Here is a 17,213-nt window from a genome sequence, read left to right on the forward strand (position 1 = left end):
CAAATTGGAACATGCCAGAATCACAAAAAAAACGGACGGTCTTCATCGTATCTGACGGCACGGGCATTACGGCAGAGACCTTCAGTCACTCCGTTTTGTCGCAATTTAGCGCGGATTTTGATTTCACGCTGTTACGTGAGCCTTTTGTCACTTCCGAGGAAAAAGCAGCCAAGGTTGCCGAAAAAATCAACGCGGCGGCCCTGGCTGAAAATACACCGCCGCTGCTGTTCAGCACATTGGTCAAGCCCGAAATTCTGGCCGTGGTGCAGCAATCGAACTGTATTTTTCTGGATATTTTCGGCGCCTGCGTCAACCAGCTTGAAACCGCCCTGGAAACCAAATCGCGCCCGACCATTGGCCTGTCCCACTTGAGCGCCAGCTCCAAACAATATCGCAACCGTATCGAAGCCATTAATTTTACGCTTGCGCATGATGACGGGCAGTTCGTGCACGGCCTGAAGGAAGCCGACGTCATTTTGGTTGGTGTTTCACGTTGCGGCAAAACACCAACCAGTCTCTACCTTGCCATGCAATACGCCATCAAGGCAGCCAATTTCCCCTTGATTCCCGAGGATTTTGAACGCGGCGCGCTGCCCAAAACGCTTCAACCGTATCGCAACAAGCTGTTCGGCCTGTCGATCCAGCCCGATCGCCTTTCCGAGGTACGCAACGAACGCCGCCCGGACAGCCAATACGCTTCGATCAAACAATGTTTGTATGAGGTCGCCGAAGCAGAACGCCTGATGAGACGCGAGAGCATTCAATGGCTATCGACAACGACTAAATCCATTGAGGAAATTTCTACGACGGTTATCCAGATCCTGGGACTCAAATCCAACTCCTCGGCGACCTATTGATATCCACTGTGGAACACACGCCAGCCAGGCTTGATCAAGTCTGCATATGCTGGCGCCGTTGCTCGAATAACAGGATTGCCGCAGCAACCGCGGCGTTCAGCGACTCCACGGCATCGCTCTGTGGGATAAAAATGCACTGATCGGCATCGGCCAGAATGCCGGGCTGGACGCCCTGCCCTTCATTGCCAACGACCCACAGGCAGGCAGCTGGCAAAGCGCCTGCATACAGGCTGCGCGCGCCAGGCGCTAGCGAGGATGCCAAAACCGGCATATCCAGTCTGGTCCTGATGTCTGGAAAGTGCTGATGCTCATAAATCTCCAGCGCAAAATGGGCGCCCTGCGCACTGCGCAGCACCTTGGGAGACCAGGCGCCTACACATCCTGCCGAAAGCAATACGTCCCTGACGCCGGCGGCGGCCGCCGTTCGCAAAATAGTGCCCAGATTGCCAGGGTCCTGCAGGCGGTCAAGCCACAAGGCAGTGGTCGCAAGCCGGGTAATGGTCGCTGGAATGGGACGTGTCGCGACAAACATGATGCCTTGCGGTGTTTGCACCGTGGCAATAGCGTTAAATAGCACGTCAGCAAGCAGATATTGGCGCGCAGCGTCGTTTGCAGCAAGCAGGCGGACGATATCAGGGTGATCGACTGCAGAAGCCTGCACCAAAACCGACTCAGGCGGACCGTAGCGCTTCAGCCATTCTTCACACAGGTGCACGCCTTCAAGCAGGATGCGAGTCTTGTCCCGCCCTGCCGCTACTTTCATGCCCTGTCGGACCACTAAATTGTCTTTTGACTGAATCTGTTTCATAAAAAATATCCCTGCCTCAGCAGGGATATTAACGTATTTCTGTTGCAGACCAAATATGCTGGCCTGCGCTTTTCGTTAAACGACGTCAGGCGATTTATTGCCGTCAAAATCGGTCCAGTACCTTTCCTGATAGTTATACAGTTTGCATGCCTTGACTGTGCGAAAGTACCACGACCAACTGAACATTTGAATCACGATTCGGCTTGGCAACATGTCTTCCAGCGTTTTCTGTGCTTTTTTCAGCTTGTACAACGGGATACTCATGTCAACGTGATGCGCGGTGTGTTCCATGATATGGTGCATGAGCGTGCCGAATTTGAGTCGGAACATCATGTGGACAGTGGTTGATACAAACGGCTGCGCTTTAGCCCAGACCGCGCGATTATCGTGCCACACCACACGCGTGTGCGTGTGCTGAATATAAACCACAAAGCCGATCATGTAAAACCAGAACAACAATGGAATCAGCCAGGAAAATGCCACCAGCATGAGTACCGACTGCCCGGTTGCATGTGCCGCGTAGACCACCCCGCCGAGCCAGGCCAGCCCGAAAATGCTTACCAGCAGGCCGTCCCAGAAGAACACCTTGCGCTGGGTTCCCATATACCCCTTGCCAGGGAACATCATGCGGTTCCACCAGATCTCAACGATGTAATAGATGCCGGCACCAAGAGGACCGCGATAGACGCGCTCCATGAAGCGCCCCATGGGCGACAGGGCGTCATACTCTTCTTTGGTCTTCGGACACCAGACGAAATCCATTCCCTTCAGATTGGTAAAGCCGTGGTGTACCACATTGTGCCCTACATCCCAAAGACTGTAGGGCGACACTGCGGGCAGAAAGGCGATACGGCCTATCCATTTATTGAGCTTGCGATGAGGCGTCAGACTTTGATGGCAGGCATCATGTCCGATAATGAAGAGGCGACCAATCACGAAACCGGCCACCAGCGCGCAAATCAGCTTGAGCCACCATGCCGACAGAAAGATGGTGCCGGCCAGCAGGGTCAGAAGCAAAGTGTAATCAACAAACAGCAGCAGAAACGCGCGAAACGTATTCTGTTGGGAGATGGGGATCAGCCAGCTGCGTATGATTTTCCGGTGCGGCAATTCTGCATCGGGCGCGATAGGGGTAAATTTCGTTTCCATTATGTGATTTTCATGTCGGGTGTCCCCGCAAATAGGCAGTGCATATTGTACTTGTAATAGGCTTCAGCTACGTGTCAATTTAATGCAATGTTCTATTTAGTGCACGTTTCAGAAGAAAAAACCGATTTTCGATGCATTCTGAAGCCAGTTTACAGACAATAAAGGCTCAATCAAACAAGTTACACTCATGTATGTTGAGAGAATAACTCTAATTTTACGCCAAAAAGCCCTCGTTTGTCTGTAACGACATAAGGGTACGGACCGGCGCAAATGTACTGCGGTGCACCGGACAGGGACCGTGGGTTTTCAGGCGCTCCAGATGCAGCGCGGTGCCATACCCTTTGTGCTGGTCAAAGGCATATTGTGGATACTGCACGTGCAATTGCAGCAGTTGCGCATCCCTGGCTGTTTTTGCCAATATGGATGCGGCCGAAATGCATGCATGCAGGGCATCACCCTTGATCACTGCGTGGCATGGCACACCCAGCCCCTTGGGCACCTGGTTTCCGTCAATCAATACCAATTCTGCCTGCTGTTGCTCGCAAGACACTGCCAACCCCTCGAATGCGCGTTTCATTGCCAGCATGGTTGCGCCCAGAATATTGAACTGGTCTATTTCCGCAACGCTGGCGCTCGCGATGGACCAGGCAAGGGCTTTGTCACGAATGCGCAGCGCAAGGCTGTCACGTTTGGCAGCTGTCAGGGTTTTTGAATCGGCCAGGCCGTTGATACGACGCCCGGGATCAAGAATGACCGCGGCGGCAAAGACATCCCCGGCCAACGGCCCCCTGCCCGCTTCATCGATACCGGCAGTCATGCGCGGCATAGGCAGATTGCCAAACAGAGAGAGATCAGCCGTTCGCCGTCGCAAGAATCGCCTCCGCCGCCAGTTTTGCCGTATCGCGATTGAGCTCACGATGCAACTGGCGAAATTTCGCTTCGGTTTGCTCAATATACGTCGTGTCGGTCAACGCTCGTACGCATGCTGTGGCCAGATTGGCCGGCGTGGCCGCTTCCTGCAGCAGCTCGGGCACCGCGAATTCACGCAGCAGTACGTTGGGCAGGCCGACCCACGGCAGTGAGGGGCCATCCTGCCCGGCTTTCCACTCCATCAGCCGGCGCATCAGTGGTGTGAGCACATAGGAAATAACCATGGGTCGCTGAAACAAGGCCGTTTCCAGTGTCGCCGTGCCGCTGGCAACAAGCGCGGCGTCACAGGCTTCCATAATATCCCAGGCGATGGGGTGGTCAGCCACTCGACTGCGAAAACACTGCAGATTTTTCACCGGATAGCGCTGGGCAATCGCATTGAACTGCGCCTGGCGGGCTTCATTGACCAGCGGCACAATAAACCGCAGGGACGGATCGTCTTTTTGCAGCAGGCTCGCCGCTTGCAGAAAACGCGGCGCCAGTTCGGCAATTTCCGAGGCACGGCTGCCCGGCAAAATGGCCAGCACCGCTCCGTCCGGCTCCATGCCCAGCCGTAGACGCGCCCGCTGTTTGTCGGGCTGTGCCGGGATCTGCGCTGCCAGCGGGTGACCGACATAGGTTACAGGCACGCCTTCCTTGCGATAGATTTCTTCCTCAAAAGGAAACAGCACCAGCATGTGGGAAACGGCAGCACGGATCTTGTGGATTCTTTCGTAACGCCATGCCCAGATGGATGGGCCTACAAAATGAACAGTAGGAATGCCGCGCTGGCGAAGATGGTGCTCAAGACGAAGATTGAAATCAGGAGCATCCACACCAACAAAGACGTCAGGTCGCAACTTGAGCACTGAGGAACGAAAGCGCAAATGCGTCTGAATAAGCCGGGGAAGATTTTTAAGCGCATCCACGTATCCAAAAACGGACAGATCGTCCATCGGATACAACACTTGCATTCCCTGCTGCTGCATCTCAGGGCCGCCGATTCCGGAGACCTGCAGCCCCGGGTCGCGCGCGCGTACCCCTTGGATGATCCTGGAGGCGAGCAGATCACCGGAGGGCTCGCCCGCCACCATCGACAAGACCAGGCTCATCCCCGGCTAACGCCACGTGAGGCTGTTTCGAAAAAGCTCACAAATGGATCAAGCACGCTGGCAGTATCCGGATGATCCTGCTGATAGCGAATGATTTCCTCGGCTGCATCAGCGGTGCTCAGCTTGCGCATATAAATGATTTTATAGGCGTCTTTGATGGCGTGAATCTGTTCCGGCGTGAAGCCGCGGCGCTTGAGTCCTTCGGAATTGATACCGGCAGGCCGATAGGGTTGGCCAGCCCCCAGAATATAAGGGGGGATATCCTGGCGAATTGCGCTCATGCCGCCTGTCATGGAGTGGGCACCGATATGAATGTATTGATGTGCGGCGGAGCTGCCGCCAACAATGGCCCAGTCGTCAATATGAATGTGGCCGGCCAGTTGTACGCAATTGGCCAGAATGGTGTGACTGCCGATCTGGCAATCATGGGCGATATGTACGTACGCCATGATCCAGTTATCATCACCCAGACGGGTGGTACCCACATCTTGTGTCGTGCCGGTGTTGATGGTCACAAACTCGCGGATGGTGTTGCAGTCGCCGATTTCCAGTGACGTTTTTTCGCCAGAGTATTTTTTGTCCTGCGGGTTGCCGCCGATCGAACAAAAACGGTAGAACACGTTGTTTTTGCCGATTGTCGTCAAGCCATCGATGACGCAATGTTCGCCAACAACGCTGCCTTCACCGATCGTGACATTGCCATGGATGACGGAATAGGCACCCACCCTCACGGACGGATGCAGCTTTGCGCCATCATGAATAATGGCGGTGGAATCAATAAGTTTGCTCATTGCTCGTCCAGATCACGAATCGCGCACATAATCGCAGCTTCAGCTACAACTGCCCCGTCTACGGTGGCACGTGCACTGTATTTACAGATGACTTTGCTGACACGATCAGCAGTAACTTCCAGCTGAAGCTGGTCTCCCGGAACTACTGGCTTGCGAAAGCGCGCCCCATCTACACCCACCAGATAGTAGGCCTTACGCGAGATATCCTGTTTGCAGGAGCCATCTTCCTCTGTGAAAGAAAATATCGCCGCAGCCTGAGCCAGCGCTTCAATGATCAGCACCCCGGGCATGACAGGTCGGCCGGGAAAGTGCCCGTTGAAAAACGGCTCATTGATAGTCACATTCTTGATGGCAATAATGCTTTTTCCAGGTACCATTTCCAGGACTCTGTCTACAAGCAGCATCGGATAGCGATGTGGAAGCCGCGCCATAATGCTTTGAATATCTACTTGCATGAATAATCCTGTAATTAAAATCTATGGTTATAGGGATGGGGGTATTTTAGACAATTTCGCCGGAAAATAGCGAGCCTTCGGCAACGAACGGGATATTATGCCTTTTCCAGATCTCGGAGGCGACGGCGCAGTTGTGCAAGCTGCAGCAGGACCGCTGCATTTTTCTGCCACACGGTATGTTCAGCCAACGGAAATACGCCGGTATAGCGCCCGGGCTTGCTGATGTCGGACATAACACTGGTTGCGCCGGAAATGTGCACATCATCGCCCAGCGTAATGTGTCCCGAGAGCATGGCCGCGCCGGCAATGGTACAGCGCTTGCCGATGGTCGTGGAGCCTGCGATACCCACGCAGCCGGCCATAGCCGTATGATCGCCAATCTGCACGTTGTGCCCGATCATGATCTGATTATCCAACTTCACGTCATTGCCGATGCTGGTGTCGTCCAGCGCGCCGCGGTCGATCGTGGTATTGGCGCCAATTTCAACATCGTTGCCAAGAACGACGCCACCAAATTGGACGATTTTGGACCAGCCACCCGGCTCGCGCGTTGCGTCCGGCGCAAAACCGAAACCATCAGCGCCCAATACCGCACCACTATGGACAATGCCGCGCTCGCCCAGGCGGACATCGGGATAAAACGTCACACGGGCGTGCAACAGACTATCTGCGCCGATATGGCTATCACGGCCAATGACGCAGGCGGGACCGATGGTGACGCCATCGCCGATTTGTACGTTTTCTTCGATGACCACATGAGGGCCAATGGCAACATTATTGCCAATGCTGGCGCTTTCATGGATGACGGCCGTTGGATGGATGGTGCGCGACAGCCCTGCCAGGCGCTGTTTCTCAAACCATTGGCTCAGGCGAGAATACAGCAGGTACGGGTCTTCGCAACATACCACTATGTACGGCGTTTGCGATGGGAGGTGTTCGAGCGCCCGTGCAGGCAGCATGACCGCTGCAGCCTTTGTGGTAGCCAGTTGCTCGAAGAACTTGGGATTGGAAAGAAAGCTGATGGATTGCGCAGTCGCATGCGTCAGGGATGCGATGCCAGTGATGACCGGCATCGCCCTGCTTTGTGGATTTTTTATTTCCCACTCCAGACCCTGTGTATCGGCTGCGCTAAGCAGGCGGTCCAGCGTTACCGCGTGAACAGTCTCAGGATCCTGCGCCATGTCTATTTACCGTTGTCGAGAGCTTTGATAACAGTATCGGTAATATCAATACGTGGACTGACGGTTACCGCATCCTGCACAATCAGATCGTAATTCTGTTTTTCAGCAATGTTTTTGATCGCTGCGTTTGCCTTCTCGACAATGCCGGAGAATGCTTCGTTACGGCGACGGTTGAAGTCTTCCTGGAATTCACGACGCTTGCGCTGCAGGTCGGTATCAAGATCGGACAGTTCGCGCTGAGCCTTGGTCCGATCTGCATCGGACATGACGGGCGCATTCTTGTCGAAACTTTCGTATTTGGTGCGCAGCGTGCTCGCCAGCTTCTGAAGTTCAGAGTCGCGTTTTTTGAACTCGCCTTCAATTTTAGTCTGGGCGTCTTTTGCGGGCGCTGAATCACGCAGGATTTTTTCCGTATTGACGAAACCGATTTTGATATTGGAAACCGGAGCACTTTCAGCCGCGGCTGATGCTGCATTCGCCGGTTTTTTGTCTGCAGCTTTGCCGGCAGTTTGTGCAAATGCAACAGAAGATGCAGAAACGCCGAGCACAGTAGCCACAAGCAACTGGTTAATTGTGCGTTTGTTGAACTTCGTATGTGCCAAGCTAAAATTCATATACATTAACCTTCAGAGAAAAAATTGATTATAGCGTTAAAAAGCAGGCGATGACGTCTGTCGCCCGCTTAGGGCGACTGCAGACGTGTTACAACAGACTACTTACGGCAAAAGAATCAAAATGACGTACCAATCTGGAATTGGAATTTCTGCTTGTTATCACCAGGTTTGGGACTGATAGGATGTGCGTAGGAAATTTCCAGCGGCCCCAACGGAGATTGCCACGACAGACCTACCCCGGCCGAATAGCGCCAACCGCAAGGATCCTCGACAAGTCCGCCTTCATCTACGTTACCGGTGGTGCAACTTGCCTTGCCTGTTGTGCCCACCTTACCAGCATCGGCAAAGACAAACCAGCGCAATGTACGGTCGTTATGGGTGCCGGGGAATGGAAGATACAACTGCACATTACCGACAACACGGGTTGAACCGCCCAGATAGTCTCCGGATACGGGATCGCGCGCGCCCAGGGAAGCGCCTTCATAACCGCGCACCGAACCAATACCACCGGCGTAAATGTTCTTGATGACCGGGAATGGCTTGTCGTTGGACAGTGAACGGCCATAGTCGGCACTCAGGTTGAACGCCAGCGTGTAGTCCTTGCCCAGTGGCAGGTAATACTGCTGCTGAGCGCTTAACATATAATATTTCAGGTCGCCCACGCCCAGTGTACCCTGTATGGAACTCAAATAGCCGCGTGTTGGCGCCAGCGCATTGTCACGGGTATCCTTTCTCCAGCCCAGATTGAGCATCAGCACATTGGTGGATTCACCATAATCATCTACAAAATCACGATACGCCTTGGGAATCAGATAGCCTGAGTTTTCACCGGGCAACGTGATTTTGCTGTTCTCGAAAGTGGCGCCCATGATAATCCGGTCATTTTCGGAAATGGGTACGCCAAAGTTCATGCCCAGGCCGATTGTACGGGTGCGATAAGAATCTTCGTCCTGCTCAACGTTATAGTTCAACGGTGTTTCGGTACGATAATACAGCGAGGTCGTGCGGCTGATGCCGCTGGTTGTCCAGTATGGATCTGTGTGGGTCAGGCTGACATTACGATAGCGTTTGCTGGTATTGACCTGCAGACCAAGATCGGTGCCCGAACCAAAAACGTTCTCCTGGCTGATACCGGCAGTAAACGACAGCTTGTCGGTGGTCCCATAGCCCACCCCAAGATTGATCAGACCAGTAGGCTTTTCCTTGACGTCCACATTCACGTCAACCAGGTCATCCGCGCCGGCAACCGGCATTTGGGTCACGTCTACACTGTTGAAATAACCAAGACGATTGACCCGGTCCTTGGACTGGGAAAGACGGTTTTCATCGTACCACCCGGATTCCTGTTGACGCATTTCACGACGGATAACCTCATCACGCGTACGTACATTACCACCAATATTGATACGGTTTACATACGCGCGGCGGCCGGGATCCACAAAAAAAGTCAGATCGGCTTCCTGGGTTTCTTTGTCAGGCACCGGATTGGCGTTGACGTTGGCGAACGCATAGCCGAGTCCGCCCAGATAGCTCTTGATTGCATCCGTGGTTTTCTGCGCCCGTTCTTCACTGTACGTTTCACCAGGCTTGGGTTCGATCAGCGCCTGCAGCTCGTTGTTCAATCCCATCAGGTTCCCAGCCAGCTGCACCTTGCGCAGTTTGTAAGGCTTGCCCTCGTTGACGGTCAGGTTGATTGAAATATCTTCACGATCAGGTGTGATATTGACCTGGGGCGAATCCATGGAGAAATCCAAATAGCCACGATCCAGGTAATATTTACGAATGGATTCGCTATCCTTGTCCAGTTTTTCACGCGAATATTTGTCCGAGCCCGTATACCAAGTCATATAACCGGGTGTGGTCATGTCCATCTGATCGCGCAGTGTGCCTTCGGAGAAGGCTTCATTGCCCACAAAATGGATGTCCCGAATGCGGGAGATACTGCTTTCCTGCACGGTGAAGCTGATGCCGACGCGGTTATTAGGCAATGGCGTAATGGCCGAATTCACTTCGGTGCCATAGTGGCCCTTTGAAACATATTGCGACCGGATTTCATTCTTGGCGCGCTCAAGCAAGGCTTCATCGTAGGCGCGCCCTGCGCCAAAGCCGACACCGGACAGCGTTTCAGTAATGGTTTTGCTATCGAATGCCTTCATTCCGTCAAACGTGACCGATGAAATGACCGGACGCTCTACCACATTCACATACACGATACGGTTACGTGTGGAAATATTGACATCATTGAACAGGCCAGTGGCAAAAAGCCGCTTGACCGAATCTGTGGCCTGCTCTTCTGTAAACTGTTTGCCGACACGGGCTGGAACGTAATTGAACAGCGTTGCCGGATCGGTACTGCGCAATCCTTTTACCTGAATATCCTGCACCACGAATGGCGCAAATGCAAAAGATGCCTGCGGAAGAATGAGCATTGCGATCAGAACCGGGATCGCTTTCTTTTTCATTGAACTAAGCTGTCTCAAAGACATTCGGACTTTCCTTGTGGATTCGGATATGCATAAGCGCTAAATTGTATGTCAGAACACAGCGTCTTGTCAGCAATTTTCCTTGTATGTTAATACGTTAGCGGCATCACCGGCCTTATCCGGCAATTCTCATGACATCATTGAGAAATGCTACTACCATCAGGGCAAGCAGCAGCATATAGCCAAATGCCAGGCCCTTCTCCTGCACAAATGCCGGCAAGGGACGACCCCGCACAATTTCAAAAAACGCAAACAGCATTTGCCCGCCATCCAGGCCGGGGATCGGAATCAGGTTGAGCACACCAATACTGATGGTGATCAACGCAATGAACTCAATGAATCGCTCGAATCCCAGGCTGGCGGATTTGCCGGCGTAGTCGGCAATGGTGACAGGCCCACTGATATTTTTCCAGGACACCTGCCCAATTACCATTTTACCCAGCATTTTTACCGAAAACCAGGCAGTATCGAGCGTTCTCGTCGTGGCCAGGGCCACACTTTCAAACAACCCGTACCTTACGAATGTCATTGGGTAGCCGGACTGCAGCGCCACGCCAATTTTACCCTGCGAGACGCCATCCGGGCCTTTGGTCGGGCGCGGGGTCACATTGAGTGTGACGCGCTGGCCATCGCGCAACACAACCAGGGGCACATCCTGGCCTGCGTTTTTCTCGATTTCCTCGATAAATACCCGCGCATTCAGGTCTGTACGGGCGCCGGCCTGCACAATCACATCACCCTGTTTTATCCCAGCGGCTTCTCCGGCGCCGCCGGCAATAACCTGCGCCGCACTCGGCGGCGGTGCATCAATTTCCAGCCCGTTCAGCCTGGACAGATTGACCCCTTCAAGGTCTTTAGGGGCTGCCAGCAAGGCAATCGTAGCGTCACGGTCGGTATTGCTTTGATCCCGCAATTGCAATGTGACCGACTGTCCCAGAATCATGGGTTCCAGCAATTGTTGCTGCAACTGGGTCCAGGAATGAACGTCGCTGCCATTGAGGCCGATCACCCGATCGCCCTTCATTACGCCCGCTACCTGGGCAGGTGTTCCGGCGGCCGGTGCACCCAGGATCGCCTGCGGCACATTGCTGCCTGCCATGTACATGACCGAATAAATGAGAATGCCCAGCAGCAGGCTGAAGCCCGGGCCCGCGGCAAAAATCAGCATGCGCTGCCAGGGAGATTTTTCGCTCATGGCTCCCCTGCCCGGCTGTGCCTTGAGGCCCGCCTGGGGTTCAGCCAGAGGCTTGACGTAACCACCCAGCGGCAACGCCGAAATGACCCATTCCGTACCGCGGGTATCGCGCCGGCTAAGCAGCACTTTACCAAAGCCAAGTGAAAAGCGCTCGACATGAACACCGCAAAGGCGTGCAGCCAGATAGTGCCCCAGCTCGTGAAAAACCACCACGATACTGATCGTGACAATGAAAAAAATAATACTGGAAAGCATAATAGTCAGACCGAGGCAGGTAAAAACGTCCTGGCGCGTTCGCGTATCAGGAGGTCAAGCTGGAAAACATCATCAATGTGAGTAATCGGGTTGGTCTGGCCGCTTTGCCAGTCCAGCGCTCGATCAATCACATCTGCAATTTGGGTGAAACGCAAACCGCCCTGCAGAAAATGGGCCACGGCGATCTCGTTGGCCGCGTTCAGGGCAATACACTCGGCCTGGCCTGCCTGCAAAGCATCAAAGGCCAGCTTCAGACAGGGGAAGCGCGCAAAATCGGGAAGCGAAAAATTCAGCTGCTGCAGCTTGCGCAGATCGAAGGCTGGCGTATTGCTTTCGATGCGCTCGGGATACCCCATGACATAGGAAATCGGAATACGCATATCCGTGTTGCCCAATTGGGCCAACAGCGAACCGTCGATAAACTCGACCATGGAGTGCACCGTGCTCTCGGGATGGATGACCACGTCGATTTTGTCGGGTGCCAGGCCGAACAGAAAGTGCGCCTCGATCACCTCCAGGCCTTTATTGAGCATTGTCGCCGAATCTACGGAAATCTTCTGCCCCATGCTCCAGTTCGGATGACGGCAAGCCTGTTCTGGCGTTACGTGGTCCAGCTCACTGATGGCTATATCACGAAACGGGCCGCCCGAGGCAGTGAGAATCAGTCGCTGTATTTGCTGCTTTTGCCTGCCGTTTTGCAGGCACTGGAAAATGGCATTGTGTTCGCTATCGACGGGTAACAATTGCGCGTTATGGGTTTGCACCGTGTGCATAAATAGCGATCCGGCGGCGACCAGCGCTTCTTTGTTGGCCAGCAAAATACGCTTGCCCGCCTGCGCTGCTTCGAACGCCGACGCCAGGCCCGCAATGCCGACTATCGCCGCCACCACGCAATCTGTCTCGGGATCCCTGGCCGTTTCGCACAATCCGCGTTCGCCCATCCTGATCTCTGGCAGCGCATGCTGGGCAGGCCAGTGCTCGCGGAACGCATCAACGGCATCGACGTCCGGCACAATGACCACTTTGGCCGAAAACTCAAGCGCCAGCTGCGCCAGTTTCTGCATGCGTCGCTGGGCACTGAGTGCATACACACTGAATCTGTCTGGGTGCCGGCGCACAATATCGAGTGTGCTGTCGCCAATCGAGCCGGTTGCTCCGAAAATCGTAATATTCTGCATGGACTTTCTTTTCCGGAAAAGTGTTTGGGCGCAAGCGCCGTTAATGAAAATGCCGGATCAGCATCCATAAGGCAAGAACCAGCGGGGTGACCGAGAGTATCGAATCGAACCGGTCCCAGACTCCGCCATGTCCCGGCAAAAGATTGCTTGAATCCTTGATGCCGGCGCGGCGCTTGATCAGGGATTCATACAAATCGCCAATCATGGAATACGTTGCCAACACAGCCCCAACCAATAGCACAAGAAACGCGGGGAAATACTGGTGCACATAGCCGGCAAAGCTGCCGTCGATATACATGGTGGCGAGCATCCAGATGACCGCTGCAATCAGACCGCAGATTGCACCCGATCGGGTTTTGCCCGGGCTGATAGCCGGTGCCAGCCTGGCGCCGCCAAAATGCTTGCCGCCAAAATAGGCAAAAGTATCCGCACACCAGATAACACCCAGGAACGAGAAAATAAACCAGACTCCATGTTGCAAGTGCAGCATCGCCAGGGCCAGCGCACTGCCGCCAACGACAATGATGCCGGCCAGGCTGCTGAGCACACTGACAGGTGTACGCTGCGTATCGGCGCGGTTCAGGATCAGCGGCACCGCGATTGTCCAGAACAACACCCCCAGCGTGGCAACAGCAGCGGCAACCGGCGAGATCCCGCCGGCCCACGGCATATCTGCGGGCATGGCGCCAGCAGTGTTCACAGCGGCATCATCAAACCCCGCGATTGCGGTCCACCCCGCCACAATCAGATAAACAATGGCGATAATCCGCGCCGCATTTGCCGAGGCAGTCAGCCGCAGCCATTCCCACAACGCAATGGCACTCGCTATGGCGACAAAGATGCGAAAGCAGACCGGCGCAAGAAAAACGCTGACCAGCAGCAGAACGATCAACAGAACGACCGCGGTAATGATGCGCTGCAATAACATGCGCTCTCCTTCAGGCGGACGGGGAATCATCCGAAATTTGCGCGCTGGTTCGGCCGAATCGGCGTTCACGCCCACGATACCACTCGATGGCCCGATCCATGTCCCTGGCGCCGAAATCAGGCCAGTAACAGTCGGTAAAATATAATTCGGTGTAGGCAAGCTGCCAGACAAGAAAGTTTGAAATGCGGCTCTCGCCGCCCGTGCGAATGAACAAGTCGGGCTCGGGGGCCCAGTTCATGCAGAGATACTCGCCGAGCAACTGCTCGGACACCTGCGCTGTATCCTGGGTCAATTCCGGGTGCACCTGCAACATTTTGCGAAAGGCCTGCAAGATATCCCAGCGCCCTCCGTAGTTGGCCGCAATGGTCAGCGTCAAGCCGCTATTACCATTGGTGGTGGCTTCGGCATCCCGGATCAACTTCTGTAAATAAGGCTCGAACGGCGACAGATCACCCACTACCCGCAGCCGGACATTATTGCTGTTTAAGCGGGAGACTTCCTTTTCCAGCGCCTGCACGAAAAGCTTCATCAGCAGCGACACCTCTTCCTGCGGCCTGCGCCAGTTTTCGGAACTGAAAGCAAACAACGTCAGGTAATCAATGCCATTGGCGCCGCAATATTCCACAACTCGCCGCACCGCCTGCACGCCTTTGGCATGGCCCGCTGTCCGCGGCATGAACCGACGAGTCGCCCAGCGCCCGTTTCCATCCATGATGATTGCGACATGCCTGGGTATGTTGCCAGTCTCTGGTACGCAGAGTGTGGAACTTGGATTCATGAGTTGATCTATTCAGTTAAAAACAATGCCGTCGGAATAATGCCGGCACGATCAAACCGTCATGATTTCGGCTTCTTTCTGTGTAACGACCTTGTCGATTTCGGCAACAAAGCGGTCGGTCATTTTCTGAATAACATCCTGGGCGCGACGATCATCGTCTTCAGATATTTCCTTGTCCTTGAGCAATTTCTTGAAACTGTCATTCGCATCTCGGCGCAAATTGCGCACGGCAACCTTGGCATCCTCGCCTTCGCTCTTGACCACTTTGGCCAGATCACGGCGACGCTCTTCGGTCAATGCTGGCATGGGAACGCGGATAGTCTCGCCCATGGATACAGGATTGAGACCCAGATCAGACTCGCGAATCGCCTTTTCAATCGGGCCGGACATCTGCTTTTCCCAAGGCTGGACACTCAGTGTGCGTGCATCAACAACATTGACTGCGGCGACCTGACTGACCGGCACTGCAGAGCCGTAATAGTCCACATTAACCTGATCCAGAATGCCGGCGTGCGCACGGCCCGTACGAATTTTGGACAAGTTTGTTTTCAGGGTGTCCAGTGATTTGTTCATGCGGCTCTCGGCCGACTTCTGCAATTCAGAGATACTCATTTCTTTCCTTTATACGTGTACAAGCGTGCCTTCATCTTCACCGCAAACTGCGCGGGCAAGCGCGCCCGGTTTGTTGATATTGAACACCTTGATAGGCAGTTTCTGGTCGCGACAAAGCGCAAACGCTGTGGCATCCATGATTTCCAGGCGACGTGTAATAACCTCATCGAAACTGATGCGGGAATAGCGCGTAGCGGTAGGATCCTTGTTTGGATCAGCTGAGTAGACACCATCGACCTTGGTCGCTTTCAGGACGATCTCTGCGCCTATTTCTGCGCCGCGCAACGCAGCAGCCGTGTCGGTCGTGAAAAACGGATTGCCGGTGCCTGCCGCAAAGATGACGACTTTTTTCTCTTCCAGATAGCGCAACGCCTTGGGGCGGATATAAGGCTCGATGACCTGGTCAATATTCAGGGCCGATTGCACCCGAGTGACCACGCCATGCCCCTTGAGCGCATCCTGCAGCGCCAGCGCATTCATTACCGTGGCCATCATCCCCATGTAGTCGGCGGTTGCACGATCCATGCCTTGAGCGCCGGGCGCTACGCCCCGGAAAATATTGCCGCCACCGATGACAATAGCCAGCTCGACGCCCATGCGCGAGACTTCAGCGATTTCACCAGTCATGCGATTGATGGTGCTGCGGTTGATGCCGTAGGCGTCGTCGCCCATTAACGCTTCACCCGAAAGTTTTAAAAGCACACGTTTGTATTTGCTGCTCATGGCCGAACTACCTTTGAAAATTGACACGCTATTGTAACCACTCTGGCTACGACAATTACGGAAATTAAAAAGAATCCCCTTAAAAGGGGATTCTTTGGACTGACAACCCGTAAACGAACGGGTGGCCTGTATTAGACAACTGCTTTATCGCCGGTCGCGCCTGCATGCGTTGCTGCAAACCGCAACCGCAATAAAGAGAAGTTAGTTACCAGCAGCTGCAGCGGCAACTTCTGCTGCAAAGTCGGTTGATTTCTTTTCAATGCCTTCACCGACCACAAACAGAGAGAAGCGATTGATGCTGCTTTTTTTCTCTTTGAGCATTTGCTCAACGCTTTGCTTGTCGTTCTTGACAAAGGGCTGGTTCATCAACGTTACTTCCTTGAGGAATTTAGCGACAGAACCTTCGACCATTTTGGCAACGATCTCGGCAGGCTTGCCTGACTCGGCCGCTTTCTGCTCGGCAACAGAGCGTTCGGCATCGATATCAGACTGGGCAACACCTGAGGCATCCAGCGCTTTAGGCTTGGTTGCGGCAACGTGCATGGCCAAGTCCTTACCCACTTCGGCATCACCCTTGTAATCAACCAGAACGCCGATACGGCCGCCATGCACATAACTGGCCAGTTGGTCTTCGGTCTCGAAACGGGTGAAACGGCGAATGGCCATATTTTCACCCACTTTGCCTACCAGCGCGGCGCGCGTCGTTTCAACCGTGCCCTCGCCCATTGGCAAGTCGGCCAGGGCCGCAACATCGGCAGGGTTCTTTTCAGCGATCAGCTGGGCGACGCTGTTGACAAAATTGATGAAATCTTCGTTTTTGGCAACAAAGTCTGTTTCGCAATTGACTTCAACAACGGCGCCAGTTGTTGCTTCAGGAGCAATATACAAGCCAATCAGGCCTTCGGCGGTCACACGCGACGCGGCTTTGTTGGCTTTGCTACCCAGCTTGACACGCAAAATTTCTTCCGCGCGCGCCATATCGCCCTCTGCTTCGGAGAGGGCTTTTTTGCATTCCATCATGGGGGCGTCGGTTTTTTCCCGTAACTCTTTGACCATTGAGGCGGTAATCACAGCCATGATAACTCCAGTTAAATTTATTGAACGATCCTGCTATGGCAGGAAAGAGATGCGACGCGGAACAGGCCCGTGCCACTCGAAATAGTGACAATAGCAGGTGCGGATGAC

The 17,213-nt window shown here is 54.1% G+C and carries 17 protein-coding genes; 1 reads left to right on the forward strand and 16 read right to left on the reverse strand.

The annotated features are described in order from the left end of the window. Positions 1 to 11: 11 nt before the first annotated feature. Positions 12 to 857 carry a pyruvate, water dikinase regulatory protein gene (locus INT32_RS01000; protein ID WP_193086870.1) on the forward strand — a complete coding sequence of 282 codons (846 nt, stop codon included), beginning with the start codon at positions 12 to 14 and terminating at the stop codon, positions 855 to 857. A 34-nt stretch (positions 858 to 891) separates the two neighbouring features. Here the strand turns inward: INT32_RS01000 and INT32_RS01005 are convergent, their stop codons facing one another. The 16 genes from INT32_RS01005 to tsf form a co-directional block, all read right to left on the reverse strand. Continuing rightward, positions 892 to 1,665 (reverse strand): RNA methyltransferase, encoded by a 774-nt coding sequence (locus INT32_RS01005; protein ID WP_193086871.1) that lies wholly within the window; start codon positions 1,663 to 1,665, stop codon positions 892 to 894. Between the two features lie 75 nt (positions 1,666 to 1,740). Then, positions 1,741 to 2,814: a fatty acid desaturase gene (locus INT32_RS01010; RefSeq protein WP_193086872.1), complete on the reverse strand. Its 1,074-nt coding sequence runs from the start codon at positions 2,812 to 2,814 to the stop codon at positions 1,741 to 1,743. Between the two features lie 214 nt (positions 2,815 to 3,028). Then, on the reverse strand, positions 3,029 to 3,640 hold the full coding sequence (gene rnhB / locus INT32_RS01015; RefSeq protein ID WP_193086873.1) for a ribonuclease HII: 612 nt from the start codon (positions 3,638 to 3,640) through the stop codon (positions 3,029 to 3,031). A gap of 25 nt (positions 3,641 to 3,665) precedes the next feature. After that, on the reverse strand, positions 3,666 to 4,835 hold the full coding sequence (gene lpxB, locus INT32_RS01020) for a lipid-A-disaccharide synthase (protein ID WP_193086874.1): 1,170 nt from the start codon (positions 4,833 to 4,835) through the stop codon (positions 3,666 to 3,668). After that, positions 4,832 to 5,626: an acyl-ACP--UDP-N-acetylglucosamine O-acyltransferase gene (gene lpxA, locus INT32_RS01025; protein WP_193086875.1), complete on the reverse strand. Its 795-nt coding sequence runs from the start codon at positions 5,624 to 5,626 to the stop codon at positions 4,832 to 4,834. The genes lpxB and lpxA overlap by 4 nt, the downstream gene beginning before the upstream one ends. Next, positions 5,623 to 6,081 (reverse strand): 3-hydroxyacyl-ACP dehydratase FabZ, encoded by a 459-nt coding sequence (fabZ, locus tag INT32_RS01030; RefSeq protein ID WP_193086876.1) that lies wholly within the window; start codon positions 6,079 to 6,081, stop codon positions 5,623 to 5,625. The genes lpxA and fabZ overlap by 4 nt, the downstream gene beginning before the upstream one ends. Before the next feature lie 95 nt (positions 6,082 to 6,176). After that, positions 6,177 to 7,268 carry a UDP-3-O-(3-hydroxymyristoyl)glucosamine N-acyltransferase gene (gene lpxD / locus INT32_RS01035; RefSeq protein ID WP_193087230.1) on the reverse strand — a complete coding sequence of 364 codons (1,092 nt, stop codon included), beginning with the start codon at positions 7,266 to 7,268 and terminating at the stop codon, positions 6,177 to 6,179. Then, the gene (locus INT32_RS01040; protein ID WP_193087231.1) at positions 7,265 to 7,876 is read right to left on the reverse strand and encodes an OmpH family outer membrane protein; all 612 of its coding nucleotides are present in this window, start codon (positions 7,874 to 7,876) and stop codon (positions 7,265 to 7,267) included. The genes lpxD and INT32_RS01040 overlap by 4 nt, the downstream gene beginning before the upstream one ends. 116 nt (positions 7,877 to 7,992) lie before the next feature. Beyond that, positions 7,993 to 10,362, reverse strand: coding sequence for an outer membrane protein assembly factor BamA (bamA, locus tag INT32_RS01045; RefSeq protein WP_193086877.1), 2,370 nt, complete (start codon positions 10,360 to 10,362; stop codon positions 7,993 to 7,995). A gap of 112 nt (positions 10,363 to 10,474) precedes the next feature. Further along, positions 10,475 to 11,809, reverse strand: coding sequence for an RIP metalloprotease RseP (gene rseP, locus INT32_RS01050; protein ID WP_193086878.1), 1,335 nt, complete (start codon positions 11,807 to 11,809; stop codon positions 10,475 to 10,477). 5 nt (positions 11,810 to 11,814) lie between these two features. Then, complete coding sequence (dxr, locus tag INT32_RS01055) at positions 11,815 to 12,987, reverse strand: 1-deoxy-D-xylulose-5-phosphate reductoisomerase (protein WP_193086879.1); 1,173 nt, start codon at positions 12,985 to 12,987, stop codon at positions 11,815 to 11,817. Positions 12,988 to 13,027: 40 nt separating this feature from the next. After that, complete coding sequence (locus INT32_RS01060) at positions 13,028 to 13,915, reverse strand: phosphatidate cytidylyltransferase (RefSeq protein WP_193086880.1); 888 nt, start codon at positions 13,913 to 13,915, stop codon at positions 13,028 to 13,030. 10 nt (positions 13,916 to 13,925) lie between these two features. Beyond that, positions 13,926 to 14,693 carry a polyprenyl diphosphate synthase gene (uppS, locus tag INT32_RS01065; RefSeq protein ID WP_193086881.1) on the reverse strand — a complete coding sequence of 256 codons (768 nt, stop codon included), beginning with the start codon at positions 14,691 to 14,693 and terminating at the stop codon, positions 13,926 to 13,928. A gap of 51 nt (positions 14,694 to 14,744) precedes the next feature. Next, positions 14,745 to 15,305 carry a ribosome recycling factor gene (gene frr, locus INT32_RS01070; RefSeq protein WP_193086882.1) on the reverse strand — a complete coding sequence of 187 codons (561 nt, stop codon included), beginning with the start codon at positions 15,303 to 15,305 and terminating at the stop codon, positions 14,745 to 14,747. Between the two features lie 9 nt (positions 15,306 to 15,314). Then, positions 15,315 to 16,028 carry a UMP kinase gene (pyrH, locus tag INT32_RS01075; RefSeq protein WP_193086883.1) on the reverse strand — a complete coding sequence of 238 codons (714 nt, stop codon included), beginning with the start codon at positions 16,026 to 16,028 and terminating at the stop codon, positions 15,315 to 15,317. A gap of 201 nt (positions 16,029 to 16,229) precedes the next feature. Then, entirely contained in the window at positions 16,230 to 17,105 is an 876-nt protein-coding gene (tsf, locus tag INT32_RS01080; RefSeq protein WP_193086884.1) for a translation elongation factor Ts, read from the reverse strand. Positions 17,106 to 17,213: the final 108 nt, after the last annotated feature.

Source organism: Advenella sp. FME57, assembly GCF_014897675.1.
Classification (GTDB): Bacteria; Pseudomonadota; Gammaproteobacteria; order Burkholderiales; family Burkholderiaceae_B; genus Advenella.